Here is a 24,395-nt window from a genome sequence, read left to right as displayed (position 1 = left end):
TTTAAAGAGTGCGGCATACGCAGGACGCGAAATCACTTTCGGCCGAACTTTACGGTTCCGCCGAAAGCACAAAATCGAACGCTGTTTCCGGACCGAACGTGATAACGATTTCACCTGGTTTTTTAATTTCGATAGCCCCGCAAAGACTTCCCGTCGTGAAGACCGAACCTGCGAGCAGCGATGCTGAAGGCCTCGAGCGGTCATTAGCATAGCCAAGAAGCCATGTGAGAACGTCGCCGGCTGGATGTTGCGCAACGCCGTCATGAAGCGTTGCTCTGTCCAGCGACACCGCGAGTGGCATTCCCCCAAAAGGATCAAGCGTCGAGGCCGGAAGCCTTGGACCGATCACATAGCCCATGTTCCCAAGTCGATCAGCCAGAAACAGAGGATAGGATATCCTTGCGCCTTCTTCGACTGCAGACCAGACCAGTTCGGCACCGAGGTAAATCTCCGAGATTGCGTCTGCAAGGCCGCTTCGGGAATAGGCACCATTTGACAAAACTGGTAGATTTTTACCCAGCTTTACGGCGATTTCGACTTCGAGTTTTATGCCTTGTCGCCAGATAAGAGTTGGTTTCGGGCTACTGCGGACGAAGGGATGCAAGGGAGCGACCACGTGGTCATTGCTCGGCGAGCTCGCAACCTTCCAGGCACGACTGTCGATATTCTCCAGTTCAGAAACAACGCCTTGAATCTCCATCGCACTCTCACGATCGGCCGGGAGTGTCTGGAATTGCGTTGTTGGAAGTTGCTTTCCCTCGCTTCGAAGTCTGACGAGTGTTTGAGCTAGGTTATTTGTATCCATCATTTGATATGAATCGCTCATGGCGTTTCCTTGTTTCTGATGCCGTGAAAGAAGTTGAAGTAGAATTGCAATCCGTCAGCCTTGCGACGCTAAGATTATCACTCAGTGGGAAAAGGCTGCGAAAAACAGGGAACCAGATACGATAGCAAGCCATATGGATGCAGCACGCTGGACGATAGCAAAGCGAACATTTGTGCCAACTTGTGATCGGGTGAGCCTTCCAAGGGAGCACCAGACCACGGTCACGCCAGATGCGGCAGCGCAGAAAAACGCCAGTTTCAGTAGAAACTGGCCATCGGTCGGTGGTGGCAGAAGCACAAAAGCGACGATAAGCGCCTTTGGATTAAGCGCTGTCGTAGCGAAGACCCGCTTTGCGGACACCTCCATATCGCTGATGATGCCGGATCCTGACTTCCACAGACTGATCGCCAGATACATAACCCAGGCGGAAGCAGTCAATTCAGGACATTCGTGGCGGAAGGCAGGCTCTTGATTATCATTGCACCGAACCAGGCTGCCGGCAGGATCATCGTCAGATAGCCCAGGAGTTCCGCTGGCAAAAGAAACCGAAGGCTGCGATGACCGCTTTGCGCGCCGGCAAGTGCGACAAGGGTGTTGGTGGGGCCTGGCGCAAGAAGGAGCGCGACGACTGCAAAGAGAAAGACTGGATAAGTCATGCGGCCCTTCCGGCGAAATTTTGAAGCGATACACCAACTCTGACAAAAGCTCCGGGCGCAATGACACACAGACGTCTCATTGCAGCTTTTCGAGCCATGTGTCGGTTTCGTTGGCATGGGGGATACTGGATTGGCTACCGGCGCGGCTACAGGCAAGTCCTGCTGCCGTCGCTGCACGGGTCATGGCGTCCTTTAAGGAAAGCCCGCGATCGAGCGCCGACGCCAGGACGCCGACGAAACAATCTCCCGCCGCAGTCGTATCCTTCGCTTCGATCGACAAGGCCGGAATTTTGATAATCTCTCCGCCAACGCTTGCTTCAGCCCCGTCACCGCCGAGCGTCTTCAGGACGCCTGTTTCAAGCTTGAGCGACAGGTCCATTGCAGATGAACCGGTGTCCAGCCAGCCCGCAAGCGCTTCTGCCTCGTCCTCGTTCACCACAATAAGATCGCAAAGCGACAGGACCTCTTTTTCGAGATGAATGGCCGGAGCCAGATTGAGAATGGACATGGCATTTGTAACGCTCAGGCGTCGAATGAGCTTCTCGATCTCGGCGGGGTCGTTTTCCATCTGCATGAGGACAATGCGCGCTTCCTGAACGAGGGCGTCGTCCACCTCATCGGAGGAAGCAACGAGATTGGCACCGGAGGCGACCGCAATCATGTTCCGGCCATGGCTGTCGATCAGGATCGAAGCACAGCCCGTCGGTTCGGTCACACGGAGCACGCGGCTGAGATCCACGGTGTCCTTCAAATTCTTCAGCGCGACATCGGCAAGGGCATCATGGCCCACCGCTCCGACCATCACAACGTTTGCGCCATCGCGCGCCGCCGCAATGGCCTGGTTTGCCCCTTTGCCGCCCGCTTCTGTGCGAAATTGATCGGCCAGAAGCGTCTGGCCAGGCTGCGGCATCTCCCTGACCGAAAAAACCAGATCGGCATTGATGGAGCCAAACGTGACAATCACGAAAAATCCTTCCTGAGATGACGCTGATGCGGGTCGTGAATGCGTGCCCGGAAATAGAGAGAGGATACACAGGACCAGAATTTCGCCGCCATCTTACGGCAGGCAAAGTTCTGGTCCTGGCCGCCGAATTACTGTCCGGCGCGCTGAGCGATCGCCTTCCGGAAGCGAATCGTGCCCTCGTGAATATGGTTGAGCAAATCCAGAACGGCCCAGTGACGCTCGGTGATGTCGTAGTCGGTGACTCGGGAGTGAGCACTCCGGAACGTTCCAAGCTGCGTGTGGTAGGTCTTTGCTATTCCGGGATAACTCATCGATTCCGCCATGGCGGCAAGGGCTAGGAATATCTCCAGATCGCGCCGCAACGGGGAATCTTCGGTCGCGTGTTTGTAGAGCCATGCATAAAGATCCGGATGGATATTTGTGAACACTCCGGCAAACCCCTTCGACCCCTCGCGGATCGCCGCCGCAGCAATGGCAGCGTTGGCGTTAACGACGGCAAATCCGGAATCTGCCGACATCGCAACCCGTCGACGGACGGTGTCGAGATCGCATGAGACGTCCTTGAGTGTCACGAAACGACCGGTGTCGCGGCAGAATTTGAATTCATCGTCGCTCAGCAGGCGGCGATAGGGTGCGGGGCATTCGTATAGTCCCAGAGCAAGATCGCCCGGCACCCAGTTCAGGACCTTCTCAACGCCTGCGCGGAACGCCTCCGTTCCACTATCGCCGGTATCGAGCCGGTTGGTAACAAGCACCAGGGCATCGATGCCGGTATCGGCCATTGCCATCAGTTCGGTACGCTGGTCGTCTGCGCTATCGCTGATGTGACCGGACGCGATAACGGAAACGCGGCCCTGCGCCAACGAAACAACGCGCCGAGACAGAGAAACACGCTCGTCAAGGGACAACCTCTGCATCTCACTGGACTGGCACACGGCGAAAAGCGCATCGGCGCCATTGTCGACATACCACTCGACGAGCCGTTCAAGCCCGTCCCAGTCGATTTGATTGTCCGGTGTAAACGGAGTTAGCATGACCGGGACAATTCCATGCGCATTTTTGCTCATCAGTGCTTCTTTCATGTGGATTTACGGATCGATTTGATATTAGAATAGCATTCCAGTAACGAATTTGGAATAGGGAGAGTAGGCGCGTGAGTGTAAAAAGATGGGAGGACGATGCGACCGTCTGGCATGGTCCGGATTACGGCGCAGAGGTTCTGCATTATCACCGTGAGGTCAATTCGGCGGCGGTTGCCGGACGCATCATCACCTGCGTCGAAGTGGTCGACTGGACAGGAACGGGTAGCAGAGATCTTCTGATATCCGCTTGGGATCCCTGTTACGATGGCCGGGTTTTTCTGCGACGCCAGATCGGCATTTATGAAGATGGAACGCCTGTTTTGGGCGAAGAGGAACTGATCGAAGGTGTTCGCGGCTATGTCACGGCCGTAAAAGACGGCGACACTTTCCACCTGGTGTCAGCATCGCGCATGCGCAAGCAGATTTATATCTTTCCCAACATCGGTCCGAAGGGAGCGCCGGAATTCGGCGAACCCGTTCGGCTCGATCTGGATGCAGACTGGGTCAAGGGCAACGAATACTTCCATATGGCCCGCTTCCACGACATTGATGGCGACGGCGTGCCTGAATTGATCGTCGGCAGCGACTACTGGGACGACTACTGGCCAAACGGTCTCGAGTGGAACGACGAAGGGTATCGCGGTTATGACGATGCCGGGCGCTGGCTCGGTGGGCCGTTGCGCGGCTTTCTGTATGCCTTCAAAAATACCGGCACGCTTTCACACCCGGTACTGGAAAAGGGCAAAGCTCTTATTGCCGGTGAAACGGCGCTCGAGGTCTACGGGCAGCTTGCGCCTGCCTTCGGTCGATTCGGTGGGCAGAAGGATAGCCTTATCGCTGGCGAATTCTGGAATATCCTGCATATCGCGCGGCAACGCGAGGACGGGTCCTTCGAGCCGACCAGCCTTATAAGAACGCCAGACGATGAAGTTCTTGAACTCGATCAATGCATCCATCTACCTTGCGTCGTGGACTGGGATGGCGATGGCCGTGAAGATATTCTCGTTGGCGCCGAGGACGGTTACGTCACCTTTCTCAAGAATTGCGGCTATGGAGCGGATGGGCTCCCGAGGTTCGAAAAGCGCGGACGCGTTGAGACCACCAAGCCTCTGATCCACGCGGGCGTTTTGCCAAGCCCGGCCGCCCATGATTTCAGCGGTGACGGACATTTCGATCTCGTCGTCGGGAACAGTAGCGGGGAATTGCTGTTCTATCCCAGCCGGGAAGAGAATGGCTCGATCTATCTCGGCAAGGAAAGCATGCTGGAAGCTGGCGGCAAACCCATCAGGATCGCAGCCGGTCTGGACGGCTCGATTCAGGGGCCGTCTGAAAAGATGTTCGGCTATTCCTGCCCGACAATTGCCGATTGGACCGGCAGTGGACACATGGATATTCTTGTCAGCGATGTCACCGGTCGCCATCGACTGTTCCGCAATACCGGCGAGAAAACGATCCCGCCGCGTTTTGCCGAAGAGGAGTTTCTCACCTATAACGGCAAGCCGCTGAAAACTGTCTGGCGCGTCCGCCCGGCCGTCGTCGACTGGCAGGAGAGCGGCCACTTGCATTATCTCGCTTTGGACGAAGACGGCGTCCTCAGCGACTGGACGCGCGCTTCCGATACCGAACTCGTTGATAAACGGCATATCCGCTGGGAAAATGGCGATGCGGTGCGGTTTACCGTCGATGTCGGTGGCGGTAGAGGCCGGGTGAAGCTCTGCATCTGCGACTGGGAGGGAACCGGCCGGAAAGACCTTATTTTCGGAACCCATGCCCGCGCTTGCGTTCCCCCGGATCCAAAAACCGGCGCTCCGCGCAACACCACGAAGCAGGCCGGCTTGTTCCTGTCCCGGAATGTCGGAACACCGGAAGAGCCTCGCTTTGCCTTCCCCCTCCCTATCAGCTTCAAAGGTGAGACTATTGCGATGGCCATGCACGTTGCCTCTCCCGAAGCGGTGGACTGGGCCGGTCGTGGTGCCCTCGACCTGATCGTCGGCGTCGAGGATGGAACCATCGTGTGGCTGAAGCGAGAGGAATTGTCGTGGTAGGGAGCTTCGAGATTCGTGGAACCACCCGGCTCATGGGTGTGATTGGCGATCCCATCACGCAAGCTAAAACGCCTGCGGCCATCAATCCCCTGTTTGCAGAACGCGGCGCCGACATCGCCTGCGTTCCTTTGCATGTCCCGGCAAGCGACCTGCACAATATCTGGGTTGGTCTCAAGGCTATGCCGAACCTGATCGGGTTCGGCATCACCCTTCCCCACAAGCAGACAGCAGTCGAACTCTGCGACAGTCTCGACCCGGTGGCCGCACGTGTCGGTGCGGTCAATGTCGTTCGGCGCGAAAGGGATGGCAGCTTCCGTGGTTACCAGTTCGACGGGAAAGGGTTCGTCAGTGGCCTTCTGGCAAAACATGTCGTGATCGAAGGCCGGGATGTGTTGTTGGTCGGGGCTGGCGGGGCTGCCGTTGCCATAGCATTCGCGCTCGTCGAAGCTGGTGCCAGAAGCATAACCGTTTCCAACCGGACAGTGGACAAAGCGGAGGCTCTGGCAGAAACGGTCAATGCCGGTTTCGGTCGAGGCGTTGCAAAGGCGGGAAGAGCGGAGCCTCAAGCGGGCGCGCTGGTTGTGAACGCCACGTCCCTTGGCCTCAAAGAAACAGATGCCCTGCCACTCGATGCCGGACTTCTGCAGCCCGGCATGACCCTTGCTGAGGTCATCGCCCAGCCTGAGACAACTCCACTGTTGGCGCTTGCAGCGAAGAACGGCGTGCAAGTTCATTCGGGAATTCACATGATTACCGGGCAGGTCGGATTGATTGCCGACCATCTTTGCGAACTCTGGGGATAGATAATTTTATGACACATAAACGCCGCGCGCGCTGCCGCGCGGCGTTTGATAATTATAACACCGTTCCCGCAGGAAGGCCTGCCGCGAAGCCTGCCATCAATCTTATCTGTGCGCCCAGCATATCTTTACCATCGGACGTCGTAGCACCGGCCGCGCGCGCGGCACGCAAAAGGGCCGTCTCGCCGGTAAGGCTCGCAATATCCGCAACCAGCATATCCGGCCGGATCGCTGCATCCGGCATGGGGAAAACGGCCGTTCCTTTGATGCCGATCGGTGAAGCGTTGATCACCACATCATACTCCCAGCCGCTTGATGCATCGACTGCGCGCGCGCATTCGCGCCCCGTCACCGCATTGATCATGTTGGCGGTGAACGCAATCGAGTCGGCTGACAGGTCCATCAGGCCAAGCTGCCCTACCCCTTCTTCAGCAAGCGAAAAGGCAATGGCGCGTCCCGCGCCTCCTGCACCGACGACCAGCACGCGGCTTCCGCGAATTCGGGCCTTCGCCTCTCCGAGACCTTCGACAAAACCGATACCGTCAAAAAGCGCTCCGTGCATACGCCCATCGGCGCCTCGCTGTACGCAGTTGACCGCGCCGACAGCCCTGGCAGTTGGCGTCAGAGTGTCGCAACGTTTCGCACCATTAACCTTATGCGGCACTGTCGTGCTGATTCCGCTGACATTGGACATAGCGGCAAACGCGTCCCATGCGTCTGCGAAGCGCTCTGCCGTGACATGAAACGGCACCGCATAGATGTTCTGGCCGGCGGCGGCGAAGATCGGATTGATGAGAGTTGGCGTTTGCACTTGGTAGATCGGATCGCCGAACACAGCGTAGATCCGCGAATGGCCATCAAGGTTCGGAATTGTTTCTTTCATGCCATCACCTCCTGGCCGAAAAGCTGCCGGCAGCGATCGATGGCGATGTCCATCACCTCGCCTGGATCTCGTGACCACCAGTCTGTTGAGAAAATTTCAACCTCTACCGGTCCATGGAAACCGGCACGACGGACCATGCCCTCGATGCCGGGCAGATCGATGATGCCGTCTCCCATCATACCCCGGTCTGTTAGGAGATGCCGGGTAGGCAGAAGCCAGTCGTTGACGTGAAAGCCGAGAAGCCGTCCCCCGCGGCCAGCACGGTCGATCTCCGCTCCAAGACGCTCATCCCACCAGACATGGTAAACATCGACGACCACACCAATTCCAGGTCCCAGTGCTTCCGCCAGAGCATTGGCATGGGACAGGCTCGCGATGACCGTGCGATCGCCAGCGAGCATGGGATGAAGCGGTTCGATCGCCAGCTTGATGCCGATCTTTCGGGCCATATCGAGCAACCGGCCGAATGTGTCTTCCACCCTCCGTCTTGCCGCTTCGAGATTTTTTTCGTTTTCTTGAAGGCCGCCTGTAAAGACGAAAACATGGTCTGCCCCAAAGCGCGCGGCACGCTCCAGTTCAGCCTCTGCGCAATCCAGATACTCAGGTACGAACGGGCCAATGCGGTTGTAGCCGGAGACAGTCATACCTAAGTCATCAAGGACCGACAGCGCGTCGGCCTCGCCAATTTTGGCGATTTCGTCACACCAGACCGACACGGTCTTCAGACCCCGGTCTGAAGAAAGACGTAGAAATTCAAGCATATTTGCTCTTTCGCGGACGGTAGCGTGGTTGAATACGATTTCTGTCATAAGACCTCTCAGAACTTGTAGATGCTGAGCCAATAAGATTGCCGAGACCCCGTTGAGCTATCCCCGTAGTCTGCGGACCCCCGACAGCGAGACAGTCCAACGCCCCCGGGGTGAAAGCACGGAGACGGGACTGGCGTTTCGCCTATGAGCAGGGCGTTTTCGGTCGAAATTGAAACTTGGCCGATTTCAGACCTCCCTCGCACGGCCTTGTAGCAGTGCAAGAACTCTATTATCGGAATGGCGTTCCATTTGCTACTTTTTTCTTTTGTGCGTTGGGGGATTAATTTCACTGAATTTCGCGAGTTTTCTCGAACGGGAAATTACAACTCGGCCAAAAAAGCGCCGGCGAGTAGTGAGATCGAGATTGTCGCTTGGAAGCTATGCCAAATGCTGAGAATGCGCTGACTGGCGGGCTACACAACGCTCGAACTCAAAGTGGCCTATCACCGCCCATTGAACGAGAAGACTGGTCCTGTGCGCGCCGAAGCTGATCGACTCGCAAGGCCGGCTCTGTACGTCCGCAACCTCGACCCTGCTTGTGTTCCCGATCGAGCCGTGACCTTCGTGATCTCGGGCCAACCGCATACAGAGACAAATCATCTCATCACGAATTCATACAGAGAAGTCTTTCGCGACGAGCCCGCGAGCCCCGTGTGCGGGACACGGAGCCGACGTTCAAAGCCGATATCACCGTCGACCCGCTGACCTACCCCTCAGCGGTCGGCGAGTAGAGTTGACGGTCGTGTCGCGTCGGTTCTGGTGCGATGCGGTTTTCTGCGGGCGGCGCATCTTCTGCGAACAGTTCGACAAAGATGGTCTGGCTCGCTATGGCCGCCGCACTCAACGGCTCGAGACGATCGTCCACCATCTTGGTTTGGCGCATGGCAGCATACCAGCTGCAGCTTTTGCCAATCTCGTCTGATGATGCCGGCGGCAATTTGGTAGGAGGTAGCGGGGCCAACCTTAATTGCAGACCCTTTGCTGCAAACGATTGCGGCCTTGCCCTGCAACGCGCTTAATGGAAATCATGTGTTTTCGTCAACCGTGAATGGGTAATAGGGTCTGCTGTTGCAGAAATAAAACGGCAACCTTCTACTTCGTTCATCGCTGCCTTGCTGTTTGAACGTCACGACGCGGAGGCGCGCCGAACATGCGAGAATACTCGCGGCTGAACTGGGGTACACTTTCGTATCCTACCCTGACCGCGGCGATATTTGCATCGACCCGCTCTGTCAGCATCAGATTTCGGGCGGCATAGAGACGCAGGCTCTTTTGGTATTGAAGCGGGCTCGTCCCGGTGAGACGTCGAAAATTATGGTGAAAGGTCGAGCTTGCCATTGCGGCTAGCGCAGCAAGCTCTTCTATCCGCAGCGGCTTCATGTAGTTGCCCTTCAACCACTCGAGAGCGCGAACGACACCCGTGGCTCTGTATCCTTCGCTCGCCATACGCGTTAGCCAGTTTCCAGCCTCGCTTTGAAGCAGGCGCACGTAGATCTCGGATTGGATTATGTCCGCCAGCAATGAAATACTGTCGGGCTTGAGGTTTAGATCGACCAGGCGCGAGAATGCATCCAGCAGTTCCTCGGACGCTCGGCCTCTTGCGATACCGACAGGGTCGACCGAAGCATCCGGCTCCAAAAGCCCCATCTTTTTTGCTACGTCGTGAAGCCTCTGCAGATCGATCCGCATGACCAGAGAAAGATAAGGCTTGGCTGCTGAAGCTTCGATCACATGCGCTGAGGTCGGAACATCGATGGAGGTGACAAAGAAGTCACCAGGCTGAAAAAGCATTTCATCCTGATCGAACATGACGCGCTTCGCACCGCTGAGAATGATCGCGATGCAAGGTTCGTAAAAACATCTGCTTGGTTCGTCCGGCTGTGAAAGCTTGAAAAACTTCAGCCCGGAAAGTTTGCTTGGATTTGCACCTTCACTGACGCAAAGGCGTTGTACCACCGAAGCCAATTCGAGGAACGGAGTCCGCAATGACGTCCAGCGTTCATCGACAGCTTGAAACTGATTCATTTCGGTACCTCTCGTTCCGCTCCGCAAAATGTGATCGCGAAGAGAGATCCGCCGATCAGGTATCGACAGGATTGTGCAAAAAATCAGTCGAATCAAGATCACGCCGGATGAAACCAGCGCCTATTCTTCTCTCCGGTGGTTTTGTTTTCGCATCTGAAAATTAACAGGCGGAAGCGTGCCTAGAAGTCGAACAACAGACGTTAAATTCGTCATGGAGAAGAGATTGAGAAACATTGTCCTCGCAGCGGCCCTGTCGTTGGCTGCCATAGCTCCATCCACAGTGCGCGCCCAGGAAGCCGTCGTCGTATCGGACAATCCGGAAGTGCTGTTTACCAGCCCTGACCCGAAGCTGAATGCCAACAAGCAGGTTGTCTACAAGATCATTCTTGAGCTTCTGGAAGCTGGCCATTGGGACAAGGCCAGCCAGTATATCGCTGACGATTATGTCCAGCACAACCCGAATGCTCAAAGTGGACTAAAGCCGGTCGTTCAGTACTTCACCGAAGTGCTCAAGGTGCAACCCAAGCCGATCCCCGCGGAAATTAGCATGAAGATTGCCGACGTGGTTGCCGAGGGCGATCTGGTGGTCGTGACATATGCGCGGACCGAAAAGGATCCGAAAGATCCGTCAAAGACCTACAGCACGACGTGGTTCGACATGTGGCGCATCAAGGATGGCAAGGCCACCGAGCATTGGGACCCAGCCTTGCTCAACGAAGCGCCCGACTTACGCTGATCCCGGCAGGTCCGAGACTTCGTGCCCGGCGCCACCATTTCCCGTTACCCAGGGGACCAGCTGGATCTGCATGTCCACGGCGCCGTCGTCGATCCAAGGAAACACCGCGCCCATTGATCGCTAACACAGCCTGTGCCGCCAGCCGCGCGGTGCAACGCTTTCCCTTTAGATAGTCACCAGGATACTTTCATGGAACGTCGGAAATTTCTCGCCCTCGCGGCTGGCAGCGCAGCTGCCACGATGGTTGCCCCCCATCTGGCAAGCGCGCAGACTCCATCATTTGAAGCGCAAACGGTCCAGGGTACCGTCATGGCGACCCGTGGGAACATCACGGGCACAACCCTTCCGCTGAATGGGCCTGCCGCCGATGGCATACGGTATCGCCCGCGGTTCCGCTTCGGAATGGGCGGAACCCAGATCGGCAACATATTCGCTCCCATCAGCGACGCTCAAGCGCAAGCAACCCTGCAGACAGCTTGGGACGGTGGCATACGCCATTTCGACACATCCCCATTCTATGGCCACGGCCTCTCGGAACATCGACTGGGCGCATTCCTGCGGGATAAGCCGCGCGATGCGTTTCTGGTTTCAACCAAAGTCGGCCGTATTTTCCACCCGAGCCGACAGCCACTCGCGCCAACTCTTTGGGCTGAGAAGCTGAACTTCTCCTATGAGTATGCCTACACGGCTGAGGGCGCTCGTCGGTCTGTGGAGGATAGTCTGCAGCGGCTCGGCCTCGCCAGCATCGACATCGTTTACATCCACGATCTGGGTCCAGAAAATACCGAACTGCCGCAACCATGGACACGCGCCTATGAGATCGCCCGTACCGGGGCGATGGTCGAACTGGAGCGCATCCGCAACGAGGGTTTGATCAAGGCATGGGGGTTCGGGATCAATCGCCCGGACGCTGCGATAAAGGCGGCAACCGATGACGCCCCAACGCCTGATATCGTCCTGCTTGCCTGCCATTACAGCATCATCGAACACGAAGAGGCCCTGGAGCATACCTTTCCGGCACTTGCCGAAAAGGGTATTACCGTAACCGTGGGCACACCGCCGAACGACGGGTTTCTTGGCGGACGAAATCGTTACCATTTCAGTGACAAGCTGCCGGCTGGCGCTGTCGAAAAAAGGGCTCGTCTGGCCGCGGTCGCCGATAGACACGGCATTGATATCCGCACCGCGGCACTTCAGTTCGCGGCTGCGCCTTCGATCGTTTCCGCGATAATCCCCGGCGCCCGCGTTTCTGGGCAGGTCGAGGCCAATATCGAGTCGATGAAGGTCGGCATACCGAAGGCTTTCTGGGACGAACTGCGCAACGAGCAAATCATTCTGCCTGAAGCACCCGTTCCGGTCTGACTTCCCTGGCCTGACCCCATGATGAACAGGTCGGAAGGCACGTCGATGGCGTCGACAGCGTTCAGCTTTCCCTCGACCTTGATGGCGATACATTCCCAGGTGAATCCATCGATCACGTTGAGCGTGCGGACTTTCCTGCCATCGCGTGCGGTCCTCGACGAAGTCGTAGGACCTGACGAGATTGGGGTATCGTCGCGGACGATCTTCATCCTTGCCTTGGCCGCGGCGGGAGAGAATGACCCCTTCATTCTGGTCACTCACTCGCTCGGTGACCCTACAGCATGGCCTAAGTTTGGCGATCAGGTAACGGGGCTGGTGTTCGTCGACGCGACTCATCCGGATCGGGTCGCTCGATTTTCAGAAGTGGGTCCAATGATTTATGGAACTCATGTCACTCGTGGCGGTGATTGCGGCTTTCCTGTCAGCATAGGGTGTCGGCGGCTCGAAGCGAAATCTTCCGGATGTGCTGACGGAATACCTGTTGGAACTCCCTAAAGTTATCAAATCCGAGAGCAGTGGCCACTCTGACCACGGTTGAGGGCGAGACTACGCATCGGTCCGCAAGCGTTTGCGCGGTGCCGAATGCTACGGTTTCCGGATGGGCGAGAGCCGTGCGTGCGACGCGCTCCTGTTGCTCTGGGAGTCTGAGCCTGGTAGCTACGATCATATCCTTTAGCTCCGCGATGGTCGTCGGCTTTCGAACGGTTTTTTCCGTGCTCATGATCGTGCTCCCGTTGCATGTTCGCTATGACTCATTGGGAAGGGTCGTTGGAAGTTGTCATCTAACTCCCTGAAGTTTGTCGGGATGGAACGACAGGACCGCGCCACGTATGCTCTCGGAGGCGCGATGGCGGGGCATGGAAACCGTTCCTCGGATGGCGACATCCCGTCTCCATCCTCGTTGAAGCTGTATCCTGGGACCGGTAACTGTAGTTGTAGAAGCACCTTGATTAAGTTCCTCGCATCGCACCATCCTCCGGTAAACCAGTACTATGCGGCTGCTCGATCCGAAGTTCGGGCCGCCGCTAGATCGAACACGAGGAGTTGTCCGACAGAGACTATTTTGCTTCTCCGAAAGCTCCGCCAAGAACCTCTGCCAATTTCACCGGCGATCCGTTCTTTGCAGACTGGGTTGCAGCTTCCGCCATGGCGAGCGCTGCAACACCATCATCAAGCGTGACCGGCAGTGCAGAGCCTGTCTTCACAGCGGTTACAAATGCTGCCCATTCCGCTGCATAGGCGGGCATGTAGCGTTCAAGAAAGAAATAAGTCGGCTTTGCGCTCGTCACGCCGGACGCGCTTGACTTGATTAACGTATTCTCCAGCACGTTCTGAGCCTGTAGCAGGCCTTCGGAGCCGAGGAGCTCTAGCCGCTGGTCATAACCGTAGACGGCTCGGCGGCTGTTCTTGATCACGGCAATGCGGCCATCCGCATAGGCAAGGGTCACGACGGCGGTATCGACATCGCCTGCCGCGCCAATTTCCGGATCGACAATCGATGTACCTACCGCCGAGACGGAGACCGGCGCTGCCCCCATGATGAAATTAGCCATGTCGAAATCATGGATCATCATGTCCCGGAACAACCCGCCCGAGACCTTGACATAGGCGACCGGCGGCGGAGCCGGGTCGAAAGAGGTGATCGAGAGTAGTTCCGTCTTGCCGATTTCACCACGGTCGGCTGCTGCCTTGAGAGCCACAAAGTTGGGATCGAAACGGCGGTTGAAGCCGATCATCACCGGCTTGCCGGTAGCGGCGGCCACCTTCTGGCAAGCCTGAGCCCTGGCAAGGCTGAGGTCGACAGGCTTTTCACAAAGCACGGCCTTACCCGCAGCCGTCGCCCGCTCGATCAAGTCGGAATGCGTATCGGTGGAGGTGGCAATCAGCACGGCATTGATGGCGGGATCATTGAGGATCGTATCGGTCGAGCGGGCTTCCGCGCCATATTGGGCGGCGATCTTCTCAGCAGCGGCGTGATTGATGTCGGAGACGGCCACAAGGCGGCTACCGGGATTGGTGGAGATGGCGGCGGCATGGACGCCTGCGATACGGCCTGCGCCCAAAAGGCCGACGTTCAGGATGGTGGATGACATGGGTGATCCTCTTCGGATGATAGCATTCAGATAGTGAAAGCAGTGCGGAAGGCTTCAAGTGCAGCTTCCGGATCACCGGAGGCAAAGGCTTCCATCCCGACCGGTCCCGCGTATCCCATGGATTTCAGGGCTTTTGCGACGCCGTGCCAGTTCACTTCGCCCGTGCCCGGCTCGCAACGGCCAGGATTATCAGCCACCTGAACTTCACCGATCCAGGGCAGGCAGGCTTCGCACCAGCGGATAAGATCACCTTCACCGATCTGAGTATGGTAGAGATCGAGGTTAATACGCAGTTGCGGGCGGTTGACGGCCGCAACGAGCCCAAGCACGTCTGCCGTCGAGCCGAAGGGGCAGCCGGGATGATCGATTGGGTTGAGGTTTTCCAGCGTGAAGACCTGACCTTCGGCTTCTACCAGATCGCAGATGCGGTTAAGTGTATCGCGCGCCCGCTGTTCCATGCCCGGCGCGAAGGCACCGATCCTGGGGATCGGAATGCCCATGTCGCCAAGCCCCGTGCCATGCAGATTGAGCCGGTGGACACCGAGCCGCTTGCCGACCTTCGCCGTTTCCTTGGCAGACGCTAGAAGCATGTCGCAGCCTTCTGCATCGGTGAGCCGACCTACGAGATAGCCATTCATGATAGTGAAAGTAGCACCGGTTTTTTCAAGCGCATCAAGGTTCCAGGCGGGCCAGTTCCACAGGCCGACTCCGAAGCCCATTTCCTTGAGGCGGCTTGCCCGCCATTCGATTGGTTTGTCGCGCCAGAGCATTTCGGCGCAAGCGGCAAGTTGGAAGCTCATCTTAGATTTCCTGAAGTTTGAAATCGGCCGGTGCAACGGGCATGACACCCTTGAGAAGGGCCACGGATTTCTCGAGGCCCTCAAGTGAGTTGAGAAGCACGTCCTCATGCTCAATTGAAAGCCAGCCGTCGTAGCCAGCCATCTTCAGGCGATAGCAAAACTGTCGCCACCACTCCTCGCCGTGGCCGAAGCCGAGCGTGATGTAGGACCAGGAACGGGTCGGAATATCAGTCAGGTTGCCGTTTTCGAGGAGGCTGGTCACTGCCTGCTTTGGCGCGTTCAGGAATGTGTCCTTGGCATGGACGTGATAGACGGCCTCACCCAATGCCTCGGCCGCTATCAGCGGATCGGCTCCCATCCAGAAGAGGTGCGAGGGATCGAGGTTCGCGCCAACGATAGGGCCGACTTCTTGACGGAGTTTCAGGAGCGACGGCACGTTGTAGACGCACTGGTTGCCATGCAGTTCGAGCGCAATCTTTTCCACGCCGCATTCATTTGCCAGCGCCACGATCTCGATCCAGAAGGGCAAGAGTTTTTCTTCCCACTGGTATTTGAGGATCACCTGCGTTTCCGGCGGCTAGGAAGAAACGACCCAGTTCGGCATAGTATCGGACGGATTGCCCGCAGGTAGGCCAGACATGGTGCAGACCGCCTTGATGCCCATCTCGCCTGCGACCCGGATGGTGTTCTTCAGACCTTCGCCCTGAGCCGGATCGGTGGGATGCAGGGGATTGCCGTTGGCATTCAGGCTGATCACATCAAGCCCACGATCTGAAAAGGCTTTGAGGAAGTCCTTCTGCGCGACCGTGTTGCCCAGCATGGATTTGAGATCGAAATGCGGTGCGGTCGACCAGCCGCAGGTGTTGACCTCTATACCGGAGACGCCCATGCGGGCAGCGTTGTCGAGAAGGTCTTCGAGAGGCATGCCGCCGAGGCTGTCAGATACAAAACCCAGTTTCATGCGTAGAACTCCGGCTTGGAAATCATGGCGACGCGGTGCTTTTGGCCGGAAGCGAGTGCCGTTACGCCTGCTTCGGCGGTAACGGCTGCGGCATAGCCATCCCAGCAGCTCGACGCGGTCTCGGGAAACACGTCTGTGTCGACGAAGCGTAGGAAGGCACGGTTCTGGCGTCGATAGGCATCGAAGTAGCGAGTCCGCCAATCGGCATCATAGCCGGTATGGACGCCAAGCGAGCGTTCGAGATGGGTATAGGCGACATAGTTCATGGAAATGCTCGCCTGCTCGCCCACGAGTTCGGCGCGAACGTCGTATCCGTACGCAGCGTTGTTGTTAATCTCGATGTTGACGAGCTGGCCATCGACTGTTTCTAGGACCATGAAGACGGGCGCGACACGTCGATCAGAGCGCTTCGGCTGGAAGGCAGAGATCCAGGCATATTCGGTGCCAAGCACATGGCGCACGACGTCGAACTCATGCGGGGCGGAATTGGTGATTGCCATGGCACCGGTGAAGTCGGAGGCTGGCGTTTCCACATTGCGATGGAAGTTGTGCATCATCAGGGCTCGGCCTAGCGTGCCAGTTTCAATTGCCTCTTTCATCTCGACATAAGACTGATCGTAGCGCCGCATGAACCCGAGCTGGACGAACTTTTGACCAACTTCCTGTTCGGCCTGCATGACCGAGAGGCACTCGGCCGAGGACGGCGATAGGGGCTTTTCGCATAGCACCTTCTTGCCCGCGTTAATGCAGGCGAGCGACAGCGGCGCATGGGTGAAGTCCGGGCTCGCGACGATCACCGCATCCACATCGGCACGGGCAATCACGGCTTCCGGATTGCTTGCAACGTCTGCTGCACCATGGGCATCGGCCACCTTGCGAGCGCGGACTTCATCCATGTCGCAAACCACCTGAAGGCTCGCGCCAGGCATTTCCTCCGCGACGATCTTGGCGTGGTCAGCGCCCATCAGTCCCGCACCAATGACTGCGATACGCACCATTGGACAAACTCCTTCCATTCGGCTGGCACACAGCCCAACCGCTTCCATTCAACACATTCGGTTACGTGGCGGCTATATCAGCTACATTCAGTGCGCGGCGGGGGCGGAACACCGTCATGTGTCTCCCTGTAGCCTTCGATGGAGGCTTCGAGCGTTGCCATGGATTCCCCACCGGCCATCAGATCGGCGATCTGCTCGCGTGTCTTTTCCCCCTTGCGGAAGTCGGCTGCGATCGCACCGCGAATGAGCACCGCGAAGTGATCGCCCACGGCCATGGCATGCATCACCTGATGGGTGCAGGTCAAATACCCGAACAATGTCGTTGAGGCCGATCACGGCAAGCTGAAACAGCTGATCAGGTCGGTCAGAGGGTTCAAGACGTTAAGGACAGCCTACGCGACGATCAAAGGTTTCGAGGTGATGCGGGCTCTACGCAAGGGCCAGGCTGCGATCTTCAACTTGACCGGCGATGCCCGTGGCGAAGCTCGCATCGTTGAACGAGCCTTCGGGGTTGGGCCCAGCGCCCTTACCGAAGTTGTGGCAATCTTCGCCCAGAACCTCGACACAAAAACCGCGTGACTGAGGTATAGCGCCCGCCTTCGCGGCCAATCAGAATTCTTGCAACAGAGCCCTCCTTCCTGTACCCTCTCAATGCCATGATGGCGCTATCAAGCGCAGCCATCAAGTATTTGAGCAGAAATTGCTTTGAGTGTCTCTCTGCGAATAATTTTGGCAAGCTCGCTGACAATATAGTTTATTGGCGAGCGTGGAAAAAGAGTGCAAGAATAAAGCGTGATCGTCGGTTGCGTGATCCGGCGAACCGAAAGACGTGGATCGTCCCGCACATCGTGCAGCAGCCCAAGAGGCAGTATGGTGGTGCCTCCCCCTTGATAGATAAGCTGCTTCACCGCCGCAAATTCGTCAATCTGAGCGATAACTTTGAGGTCGATTTCGTGTCGCTTGGCCGCGATATCAATCGCCCGCCTCAAAGCATGGTGCCGGCCGTGGAGAAGCAGCGAATGGGAAGCGGCTTCCCTGAACGAAATAGTTTGAAGCGTTGTGCTGCCGTCATCATCTGACTGCGCGCGGCAGACGTGGAACAATTCGGCGCTCATAAGGTGCTCCTGATGCGAGCCATGCGCCGGCCGCTCGGAATTCATGACGCCCAGATCGATCCGGCTATCATTTATCCATTCTTGAATCTGAGAGCTTGATCCGCCAAGTGTTTGAAGCTCGACATTAGGGAAATCTTCCTTGAAGCGGGTGATGATTTGGGCGCCTAAGGGCACACTGATTACCCCGGTCCATCCAAGTCTGACCACTCCATGCGGATCCGCGCCGTGCTCCACGATGTCCTTGCGTGCCCGGTCCAGACCCTCCAGATTCGGAACGATAGCTGTCAGGAATGTAGCCCCTTCAGAGGTCAGAACAACGCCACGGCCATGACGATGAAATAGCTTCGTCGCCAAGCCAAGCTCAAGAAGCCGTATATCCCGGCTAAGTGCAGGCTGCGCGACGTTCAGAAGTGCGGCGGCGCGGGTAAAGCTACCGGTTTCGGCAACTACCTGGAAATGCCGTAACTGCCTTAGTTCCATCCGGCTCTGCGTCCTTGTTCACATGGGTTCGGACAAATGCGTTCTGCTGATACCGATCAGAGGTATAACGGAAATCAATATCTGAAAAGCGCATACCGACGTATCTGGACACATTGTGATGGCATAACAACTTTCGAATTACAGAGGAGAAACTCGATACACCCACTGCGTCGTCTCAAGTCGCCAACGCGGGTCGGTGTACGAAAGGGAGGAAAAATGGATTCTCGTCACACTCGACGTACATTCTTGCAAGGCGCCGCAGTCGCGACAGCCGGAACGTTCTTGTATACACCGTATGTGCGGGCACAGGGGACGGGCGGCAAGCTGTCGGTCGCCCTGAACCAACACTGGGTTCCGGCAGTCGAAATCGTCCAGCGCAAGGCTGTCGAAGCTTGGGCGAAGAAGAACAATGTCGAGGTCTCCATTGACTTCATTGGGGGTGCCGCGACGCTGACAGTGCCGGCTGGCGAAAGCCGAGCTCGTGAAGGCCATGACCTGATCGAAATGAGCATGTGGCAGTTCGCTCAGTACCAGGACTCGCTGGAACCGCTGGACGACGCCATCAAGTCCCTTGCCGACCGGTATGGCCCTCCTGTCCCTGCCGCCGAGTATGGGCTCAAGCATTCCGGGGTCTGGCGCGGTGTTCCGGCCACGCAGACCCATACGAAATGTATGGAGTCTCGCATAGATCTCTGGAAGCAACACGTCGGTGTCGACCTCCAAGATCTGTTTCCGGCAGGAGTCCGAGATCAGGCGAGGATCGACCGGGAATGGACGAATGAGACCTTCCTCAAGGCAGCCAAGAAGCTTCATGCGGCAGGAGTTCCGTTCGCTCATCCTATCAGCAGCGCATCGAACGCCGACGCGAACGACTGGCTCAGCCCGCTGTTCCTGTCGTTCGGCGCCGAACTGGTGAATGCCGCCGGCGAGATCGTCATCGACTCGGATGCGGTCCGGGCTGCTCTCACCTACTTGCAGGAATTGACCCGCTATATGCCCGAGGACATCTATTCCTGGGACGACGCCGGCAACAATCGCTGGCTTGTATCGGGTAAGGGAGCAACGATCGTCAATCCGCCCAGTGTTTGGGCAGGAGCCCTTAAAGACGCGCCGGATATCGGCAAGCAGCTCTGGCACCACGATCTTCCATCGGGCCCCGCCGGGCGCTTCAGGGGGCTGCTCGTCCACGGCTATGGTGTCTGGAATTTTGCGAAGAACATCGGCGCTGCCAAGGAACTAGCGCAATGGCTCGCCGAGAAAGAGCAATTCGCGAGCTTCGTCGAAGCCTCCAACGGTTACGACATTCCACTATTCGACTCCTACACCGATATCCCCGTTTGGAAGAATGCAGGGCCGCCGACAGGCAGCATCTATAACTATCCCGTCCGGGGAAATGAAGTGCTCACAATCTGCGGATACCCGGCACCCGCAGACATTGCCAGCAAGATTTACTCCGAGAAGCTGCTGTCGAACATGATCGGGCGCGTCACACAGGCGGGCGAGACTATCGACTCTGCAATTAGCTGGGCCTCTTCGGAAATCGAAGGCTATTTGCGTGGATGACAACGGGAGCCGCTGCTTTTTGGGTGCCGCGGCTCAACTTGACAGTGGGAGGAGAGAAGAATGGCTAGTCTGCAACTCGATAGCGTCCGGAAAAGCTACGGAAGCGTCAATATTTTACATGGCATTGATCTTTCGATCGACGATGGCGAGTTCATTGTGCTCGTGGGGCCGTCCGGATGCGGAAAGTCCACGTTGCTGCGCATGATCGCCGGACTGGAAACCATAACCAGTGGGGACATCGTGATCGGTGAGCGGCGGGTGAACCAGCTACAGCCCAAGGAGCGGGACATCGCTATGGTATTCCAGAATTATGCGCTCTATCCGCATATGACCGTCAGGGACAATATGTCCTTCAGCATGCGACTGAAGGGGCTACAGAAGGCAGACATCGATGCAGCGGTTGTAAATGCGGCAGCCATTCTGGATCTCGGTGAGTACCTCGACAGATACCCTAAACAGCTCTCGGGCGGGCAGAGGCAACGCGTTGCGATGGGACGTGCCATCGTTCGTCAGCCAAGTGCGTTTTTGTTCGATGAACCGCTTTCCAACCTCGACGCAAAACTGCGTGTCCAGATGCGCACCGAAATCAAGGCGCTTCAGCAGCGGCTAAAAACGACATCTGTCTATGTGACACACGATCAAAGTGAAGCCATGACAATGGCCGACAGGATCGTGGTGATGAACCGCGGGCGGATCGAGCAGATAGGCCATCCCCTCGATGTCTATGATCACCCGAACAGCACATTCGTCGCGGCATTCATTGGTTCACCCGGCATTAATTTGCTGGAGGGTGTGGTCGAGGAGACCGGCCTCGGAAAATCGGTTTCGATAGGCGCTGTGGCAATGCCACTGCCGGATGGCGCGCCTGCTCAAGCGGGCGAGAAGGTTGTCTACGGGATTCGACCAGAGCATTTTGCTCTTTCCACGGACGGAGCAGGAATTCCGGCAACGGTGCACCTGATCGAACCGAACGGTCCCGACACGCTGATCATAGCCCACCTTGGCGACACAGAGATCCGTATCCTCACCAAGGAACGGCCGAGCCTTAAGGAGGGGCAGCCCATTTTCCTTCGCCCGTCTATCGAGTCCGTCCACCTGTTCGACACAAGCTCAGGACAACGCCTGAACTAGCCCGCATGCGGCATGCACGCGGTGCTGCACGGACAACAATTCCACGGGAGGATTTGGCCATGTCGGCCCATTTTAATACAGCCCAGAGCAGCACATTTGCTGACCGTCTTTTCCAATTTGCCAACTCTCGATCAACACTGGCTTTCTTTCTTTGTCTCCCCCTCATCATCCTGCTCGGGGGACTGGTCGTTTACCCTCTCACGAGCGCGATTTACCTGGCCATGTTGAACAAGGCCGAAACCCGCTTTATCGGTCTGGATAATTTCTTCTATCTTGCCACCAGACCGACATTCTGGATGGTTTTCGGCCAAACGATCGGTTTCGCGTTCTTTGCGGTATTGTTCAAAGCCGTCATTGGTTTCGCTGGAGCGCAGCTGCTGAATGGGTTGCCGGAACGCGGCCAGCGTCTCTGGCGCGGGATGCTGCTCGTGCCGTGGGTCATCCCGCCAGCATTAGGGACACTTGCCTGGTGGTGGATGTTCGATTCAAGCAATGGTGCGATCAATGCCGTCATTGTCGCACTTGGGGGAGAGAAGATCGGCTTCCTGTCCGACGTATTCTGGGCGCGCGTTTCGGTCATCGCTGTTGATGTATGGCATGGAGCGCCATTCTTCCTGATCATGTTCCTGGCTGCACTGAAATCCGTTCCGGCGGAATTGCATGAGGCCGCCAAAATTGACGGTGCCAACGCTTGGCAAAGGCTAATCTACATAACCCTGCCAACGATGAGGAACGTGATCGCCATCACCATGTTGTTCTCGACCATCGTCACGATCTCTCAATTCGACGTTGTGCAGGTCCTGACAGGCGGTGGGCCGCGCAATCTCACGCATCTGCTTGGAAGCTATGCCTTCAGTGTCGGCATCTCGGGAGGGGACGTGCCTCTCGGGTCAGCAATCTCTCTGTTCATGGTCCCGTTGCTGGCCGTGTTCGCCTTCTTCATTCTGCGCGACGTGCGCAACCGCTCGCGGAGCAATTGACATGAGCAAGGATCATACAAAGAACCGCAATTTCCCTTCAGCGATCTTTTCCACCAGCGGCGGCGGAGATCGCAAGTGGGCGCTGATCGGCGCTTATCTCTGCCTGGCGATTTTCGTCCTCATCTTCTTGTTTCCCCCCTATTACATGATCGTGACTTCACTCAAGTCGAATGGCGAAATTGCATCTGTCGGCGGCAATCCGTGGATGATCAATCAAGGTGCAACACTTGAGCAGTACACTAAGCTGATCCGCGACACGCCGTTCGTCACGTTCTTCCTGAATTCAATCGTCGTTGCCGTGTGCTCGGTCGCCATCACCATGGTTGTCAGCATCATGGCTGCCTATTCTCTGGCACGGATGCACTTCTTTGGGGCCGGTGCATTGGCGACAGGGATATTCCTCACATATCTGGTTCCCGGAACATTGCTATTCATCCCACTATTCAGGGTCGTGGCGGGTTTGGGACTGATTAACTCCATTTGGGGGCTTATTCTGATCTACCCCACTTTCATGGTGCCGTTTTGCACCTGGCTCATGATCGGCTATTTCGGCTCTATTCCGAAGGAACTCGATGAAGCTGCTCGGATCGATGGATGCAACCATTTCCAGTTGCTCGTCAAAGTCTTCATCCCTGTCGCGATGCCTGGGATCGTCGCTGCGATCATCTTTGCATTTACCGCGGCTTGGGGTCAGTTTCTCTATCCAACCGCATATATCTACAGCACCGATCAGAATGTTCTCACATCTGGCATCATGGCGAGCTTGATCCGCGGGGACAGCTACTTCTGGGGTGAACTCATGGCCGCCGGTGTGCTGGCCGCGGCACCTCCGATCATCATTTTTGTTTTTCTGATGGACTATTACGTGTCCGGACTGACATCCGGCGCTACCAAAGGTTGAACGACGTTATCGTCCTGCATTTTCGGAACCCATGCCATGACAACACATCTATATCATACTCCGATCGATGAATCGGTCCTGGAGTTCGAGCATGAAGTCAACGAACTCTGCGGGAGGATCGCCAGATCTGCTATCCCTCGGCGTCCAATCGTGTTTCTCGGCGCGTCCTCGATCCGCCTATGGCACGACATGATTGAGCGGCTACGACCGCACAATGTGGTTCGTGTAGGGTTCGGCGGCGCTACATTGGCAGCGATGACACATTATTTTTCGCGCCTCGTCTCTCCCTTGGATCCTTCGATCTTGATAATTTGGCCTGGTAGCAACGACATTGGAAACTATGGAGCGACTGCCTTGCAAGTTGCCGACCGCACCGTCCAATTGGTGAAGGAGGCGCGTGCAGAACTACCCGATCTTACAATCCATTTTATGTCCGTATTCGTTCCACCTGGTCGCATCTATCTCGCCGATGAAATTAGAAAAGCGAACATTATGGTGGAGACAGAATTGCAAAGGAATTTCGAGGATGTCTCATTTATCGACGCACATTCTGCTCTCTTGGGGGAAAATGGCGCACCGCTCGGTCGGGTCTTTTCCGATGACCGCATTCACCTTAATCGCGCCGGCTATGACATTGTCGAAGATATCATCCGCAGAAAATCAGGCATATTGACAGGAAATGGGTGATGCGGGGGCGTTCGCCGCCACCCCTCTCCGGCTTCGAGCCTTTCTCCTTGATCCTTTGCGCCAGTTGGACGGCAGCTGACTTTCGAAATCACCGCTCTGGTGGAGTGTAGAGAGAACGTTTCTTCTGCTGCGATCAACAGTAAAGCTGCGTGATATTGTGTGTCGGTAGGGTAAGGGGTCACCGGAAGGCGGTCCCAACCGTTCTCAATGAGCAAATCACTCTCGGTTTCCTCGAGAATAGAGGAATTTGAGACCCAGTTGTCATTAGGGTCCCACCGGATGCCAAGGGAGGTGTTATTAGGCCCGGTCGGCCCGAAGCTGATGAGGTGACGGCCCTTCTCAAACGGCATCAAGTGCCTAACGTGGTCCGCCCGGTTCTCGATCCGGGCGGCAGGACATCGAGGAGTGGAGACGATGGACAGGAGAAGCTTTGAACTGATGGGGTGGATGCCCCCATCGGAGTATGATGCCTGCCCAGCGCCATGGTGGCGCTCACGG

Annotated in this window: 23 protein-coding genes and 4 pseudogenes; 12 read left to right on the top strand and 15 right to left on the bottom strand. The window is 56.8% G+C overall.

Annotated elements, in window-relative coordinates:
• Positions 1-49 precede the first annotated feature (49 nt).
• The 5 genes from O9X91_RS22020 to O9X91_RS22000 form a co-directional block, all read right to left on the bottom strand.
• Positions 50-826 (bottom strand): fumarylacetoacetate hydrolase family protein, encoded by a 777-nt coding sequence (locus tag O9X91_RS22020; protein WP_142914065.1) that lies wholly within the window; start codon positions 824-826, stop codon positions 50-52.
• Positions 827-907: 81 nt separating this feature from the next.
• The gene (locus O9X91_RS22015; protein ID WP_204814869.1) at positions 908-1,264 is read right to left on the bottom strand and encodes a hypothetical protein; all 357 of its coding nucleotides are present in this window, start codon (positions 1,262-1,264) and stop codon (positions 908-910) included.
• Positions 1,261-1,482: a hypothetical protein gene (locus O9X91_RS22010; RefSeq protein WP_204814871.1), complete on the bottom strand. Its 222-nt coding sequence runs from the start codon at positions 1,480-1,482 to the stop codon at positions 1,261-1,263. The genes O9X91_RS22015 and O9X91_RS22010 overlap by 4 nt, the downstream gene beginning before the upstream one ends.
• 76 nt (positions 1,483-1,558) lie before the next feature.
• Entirely contained in the window at positions 1,559-2,446 is an 888-nt protein-coding gene (locus O9X91_RS22005; protein ID WP_142914066.1) for a ribokinase, read from the bottom strand.
• Positions 2,447-2,574: 128 nt separating this feature from the next.
• On the bottom strand, positions 2,575-3,528 hold the full coding sequence (locus tag O9X91_RS22000; protein WP_244614291.1) for a dihydrodipicolinate synthase family protein: 954 nt from the start codon (positions 3,526-3,528) through the stop codon (positions 2,575-2,577).
• 71 nt (positions 3,529-3,599) lie between these two features.
• On the opposite strand from O9X91_RS22000, the gene O9X91_RS21995 reads away from it, so the two are divergent.
• Positions 3,600-5,573, top strand: a complete 1,974-nt coding sequence (locus tag O9X91_RS21995; protein ID WP_269834377.1) for an FG-GAP repeat domain-containing protein — start codon at positions 3,600-3,602, stop codon at positions 5,571-5,573.
• On the top strand, positions 5,543-6,376 hold the full coding sequence (locus tag O9X91_RS21990) for a shikimate dehydrogenase family protein (protein ID WP_244614292.1): 834 nt from the start codon (positions 5,543-5,545) through the stop codon (positions 6,374-6,376). Before O9X91_RS21995 ends, O9X91_RS21990 begins: the two co-directional genes overlap by 31 nt.
• 52 nt (positions 6,377-6,428) lie before the next feature.
• Here O9X91_RS21990 and O9X91_RS21985 read toward each other — a convergent pair whose 3' ends face one another.
• Together O9X91_RS21985 and O9X91_RS21980 are read right to left on the bottom strand one after the other, a co-directional pair.
• A complete protein-coding gene (locus O9X91_RS21985; protein ID WP_142914068.1) occupies positions 6,429-7,256 on the bottom strand; it encodes a shikimate dehydrogenase family protein in 828 nt (275 codons plus the stop codon).
• Complete coding sequence (locus tag O9X91_RS21980; RefSeq protein WP_142914069.1) at positions 7,253-8,065, bottom strand: sugar phosphate isomerase/epimerase family protein; 813 nt, start codon at positions 8,063-8,065, stop codon at positions 7,253-7,255. Before O9X91_RS21980 ends, O9X91_RS21985 begins: the two co-directional genes overlap by 4 nt.
• Positions 8,066-8,713: 648 nt before the next feature.
• Here O9X91_RS21980 and O9X91_RS21975 point away from each other — a divergent pair.
• Positions 8,714-8,975, top strand: a pseudogene (locus O9X91_RS21975) (transposase family protein); the annotation flags it as partial.
• Positions 8,976-9,166: 191 nt separating this feature from the next.
• Here the strand turns inward: O9X91_RS21975 and O9X91_RS21970 are convergent.
• Positions 9,167-10,090, bottom strand: coding sequence for an AraC family transcriptional regulator (locus O9X91_RS21970; RefSeq protein ID WP_142914070.1), 924 nt, complete (start codon positions 10,088-10,090; stop codon positions 9,167-9,169).
• 223 nt (positions 10,091-10,313) lie between these two features.
• Here O9X91_RS21970 and O9X91_RS21965 point away from each other — a divergent pair, with 223 nt between their 5' ends.
• The 3 genes from O9X91_RS21965 to O9X91_RS23915 all read left to right on the top strand — a co-directional run bounded on the left by O9X91_RS21965 (position 10,314) and on the right by O9X91_RS23915 (position 12,683).
• The gene (locus O9X91_RS21965; protein WP_244614293.1) at positions 10,314-10,826 is read left to right on the top strand and encodes a nuclear transport factor 2 family protein; all 513 of its coding nucleotides are present in this window, start codon (positions 10,314-10,316) and stop codon (positions 10,824-10,826) included.
• A gap of 189 nt (positions 10,827-11,015) precedes the next feature.
• Positions 11,016-12,188, top strand: coding sequence for an aldo/keto reductase (locus O9X91_RS21960; protein ID WP_142914072.1), 1,173 nt, complete (start codon positions 11,016-11,018; stop codon positions 12,186-12,188).
• A 45-nt stretch (positions 12,189-12,233) separates the two neighbouring features.
• Positions 12,234-12,683 carry a hypothetical protein gene (locus O9X91_RS23915; protein ID WP_162520604.1) on the top strand — a complete coding sequence of 150 codons (450 nt, stop codon included), beginning with the start codon at positions 12,234-12,236 and terminating at the stop codon, positions 12,681-12,683.
• On the opposite strand, the gene O9X91_RS21950 is transcribed toward O9X91_RS23915, so the two are convergent.
• The 6 genes and pseudogenes from O9X91_RS21950 to O9X91_RS21920 form a co-directional block, all read right to left on the bottom strand.
• Entirely contained in the window at positions 12,610-12,855 is a 246-nt protein-coding gene (locus tag O9X91_RS21950; protein WP_306801670.1) for a MurR/RpiR family transcriptional regulator, read from the bottom strand. The two genes, O9X91_RS23915 and O9X91_RS21950, sit on opposite strands and share 74 nt — an antisense overlap.
• A gap of 391 nt (positions 12,856-13,246) precedes the next feature.
• Entirely contained in the window at positions 13,247-14,269 is a 1,023-nt protein-coding gene (gene iolG, locus O9X91_RS21945; protein ID WP_142914085.1) for an inositol 2-dehydrogenase, read from the bottom strand.
• A gap of 38 nt (positions 14,270-14,307) precedes the next feature.
• Positions 14,308-15,081: a TIM barrel protein gene (locus O9X91_RS21940; protein WP_142914074.1), complete on the bottom strand. Its 774-nt coding sequence runs from the start codon at positions 15,079-15,081 to the stop codon at positions 14,308-14,310.
• 1 nt (position 15,082) lies between these two features.
• Positions 15,083-16,042: pseudogene (locus O9X91_RS23850) on the bottom strand (sugar phosphate isomerase/epimerase family protein).
• The gene (locus O9X91_RS21925; RefSeq protein ID WP_204814873.1) at positions 16,039-17,040 is read right to left on the bottom strand and encodes a Gfo/Idh/MocA family oxidoreductase; all 1,002 of its coding nucleotides are present in this window, start codon (positions 17,038-17,040) and stop codon (positions 16,039-16,041) included. Before O9X91_RS21925 ends, O9X91_RS23850 begins: the two are co-directional and overlap by 4 nt.
• A gap of 77 nt (positions 17,041-17,117) precedes the next feature.
• Positions 17,118-17,336: pseudogene (locus O9X91_RS21920) on the bottom strand (sugar ABC transporter ATP-binding protein); the annotation flags it as partial.
• A gap of 1 nt (position 17,337) precedes the next feature.
• On the opposite strand from O9X91_RS21920, the pseudogene O9X91_RS21915 reads away from it, so the two are divergent.
• A pseudogene (locus O9X91_RS21915) lies at positions 17,338-17,619 on the top strand (DDE-type integrase/transposase/recombinase); the annotation flags it as partial.
• Positions 17,620-17,708: 89 nt separating this feature from the next.
• Here the strand turns inward: O9X91_RS21915 and O9X91_RS21910 are convergent.
• A complete protein-coding gene (locus O9X91_RS21910; RefSeq protein ID WP_269834376.1) occupies positions 17,709-18,635 on the bottom strand; it encodes a LysR family transcriptional regulator in 927 nt (308 codons plus the stop codon).
• A gap of 216 nt (positions 18,636-18,851) precedes the next feature.
• On the opposite strand from O9X91_RS21910, the gene O9X91_RS21905 reads away from it, so the two are divergent.
• Genes O9X91_RS21905 through O9X91_RS21885 form a run of 5 tightly spaced genes read left to right on the top strand, consistent with a single transcriptional unit; the run spans position 18,852 to position 23,897 of the window.
• Complete coding sequence (locus O9X91_RS21905; RefSeq protein ID WP_161596395.1) at positions 18,852-20,198, top strand: ABC transporter substrate-binding protein; 1,347 nt, start codon at positions 18,852-18,854, stop codon at positions 20,196-20,198.
• A 60-nt stretch (positions 20,199-20,258) separates the two neighbouring features.
• Entirely contained in the window at positions 20,259-21,329 is a 1,071-nt protein-coding gene (locus tag O9X91_RS21900) for an ABC transporter ATP-binding protein (protein WP_142914077.1), read from the top strand.
• A gap of 59 nt (positions 21,330-21,388) precedes the next feature.
• A complete protein-coding gene (locus tag O9X91_RS21895) occupies positions 21,389-22,309 on the top strand; it encodes a carbohydrate ABC transporter permease (RefSeq protein WP_142914078.1) in 921 nt (306 codons plus the stop codon).
• 1 nt (position 22,310) lies between these two features.
• Positions 22,311-23,210 (top strand): carbohydrate ABC transporter permease, encoded by a 900-nt coding sequence (locus O9X91_RS21890; RefSeq protein ID WP_142914079.1) that lies wholly within the window; start codon positions 22,311-22,313, stop codon positions 23,208-23,210.
• A 36-nt stretch (positions 23,211-23,246) separates the two neighbouring features.
• Positions 23,247-23,897, top strand: a complete 651-nt coding sequence (locus O9X91_RS21885; protein WP_142914080.1) for a GDSL-type esterase/lipase family protein — start codon at positions 23,247-23,249, stop codon at positions 23,895-23,897.
• Positions 23,898-24,395: the final 498 nt, after the last annotated feature.

It is taken from the genome of Agrobacterium salinitolerans (assembly GCF_027498475.1).
Lineage (GTDB): Bacteria > Pseudomonadota > Alphaproteobacteria > Rhizobiales > Rhizobiaceae > Agrobacterium > Agrobacterium salinitolerans.
The sequence above is the reverse complement of the archived record's forward strand: the minus strand, read 5'-3'. Positions and strand labels throughout refer to the sequence as shown.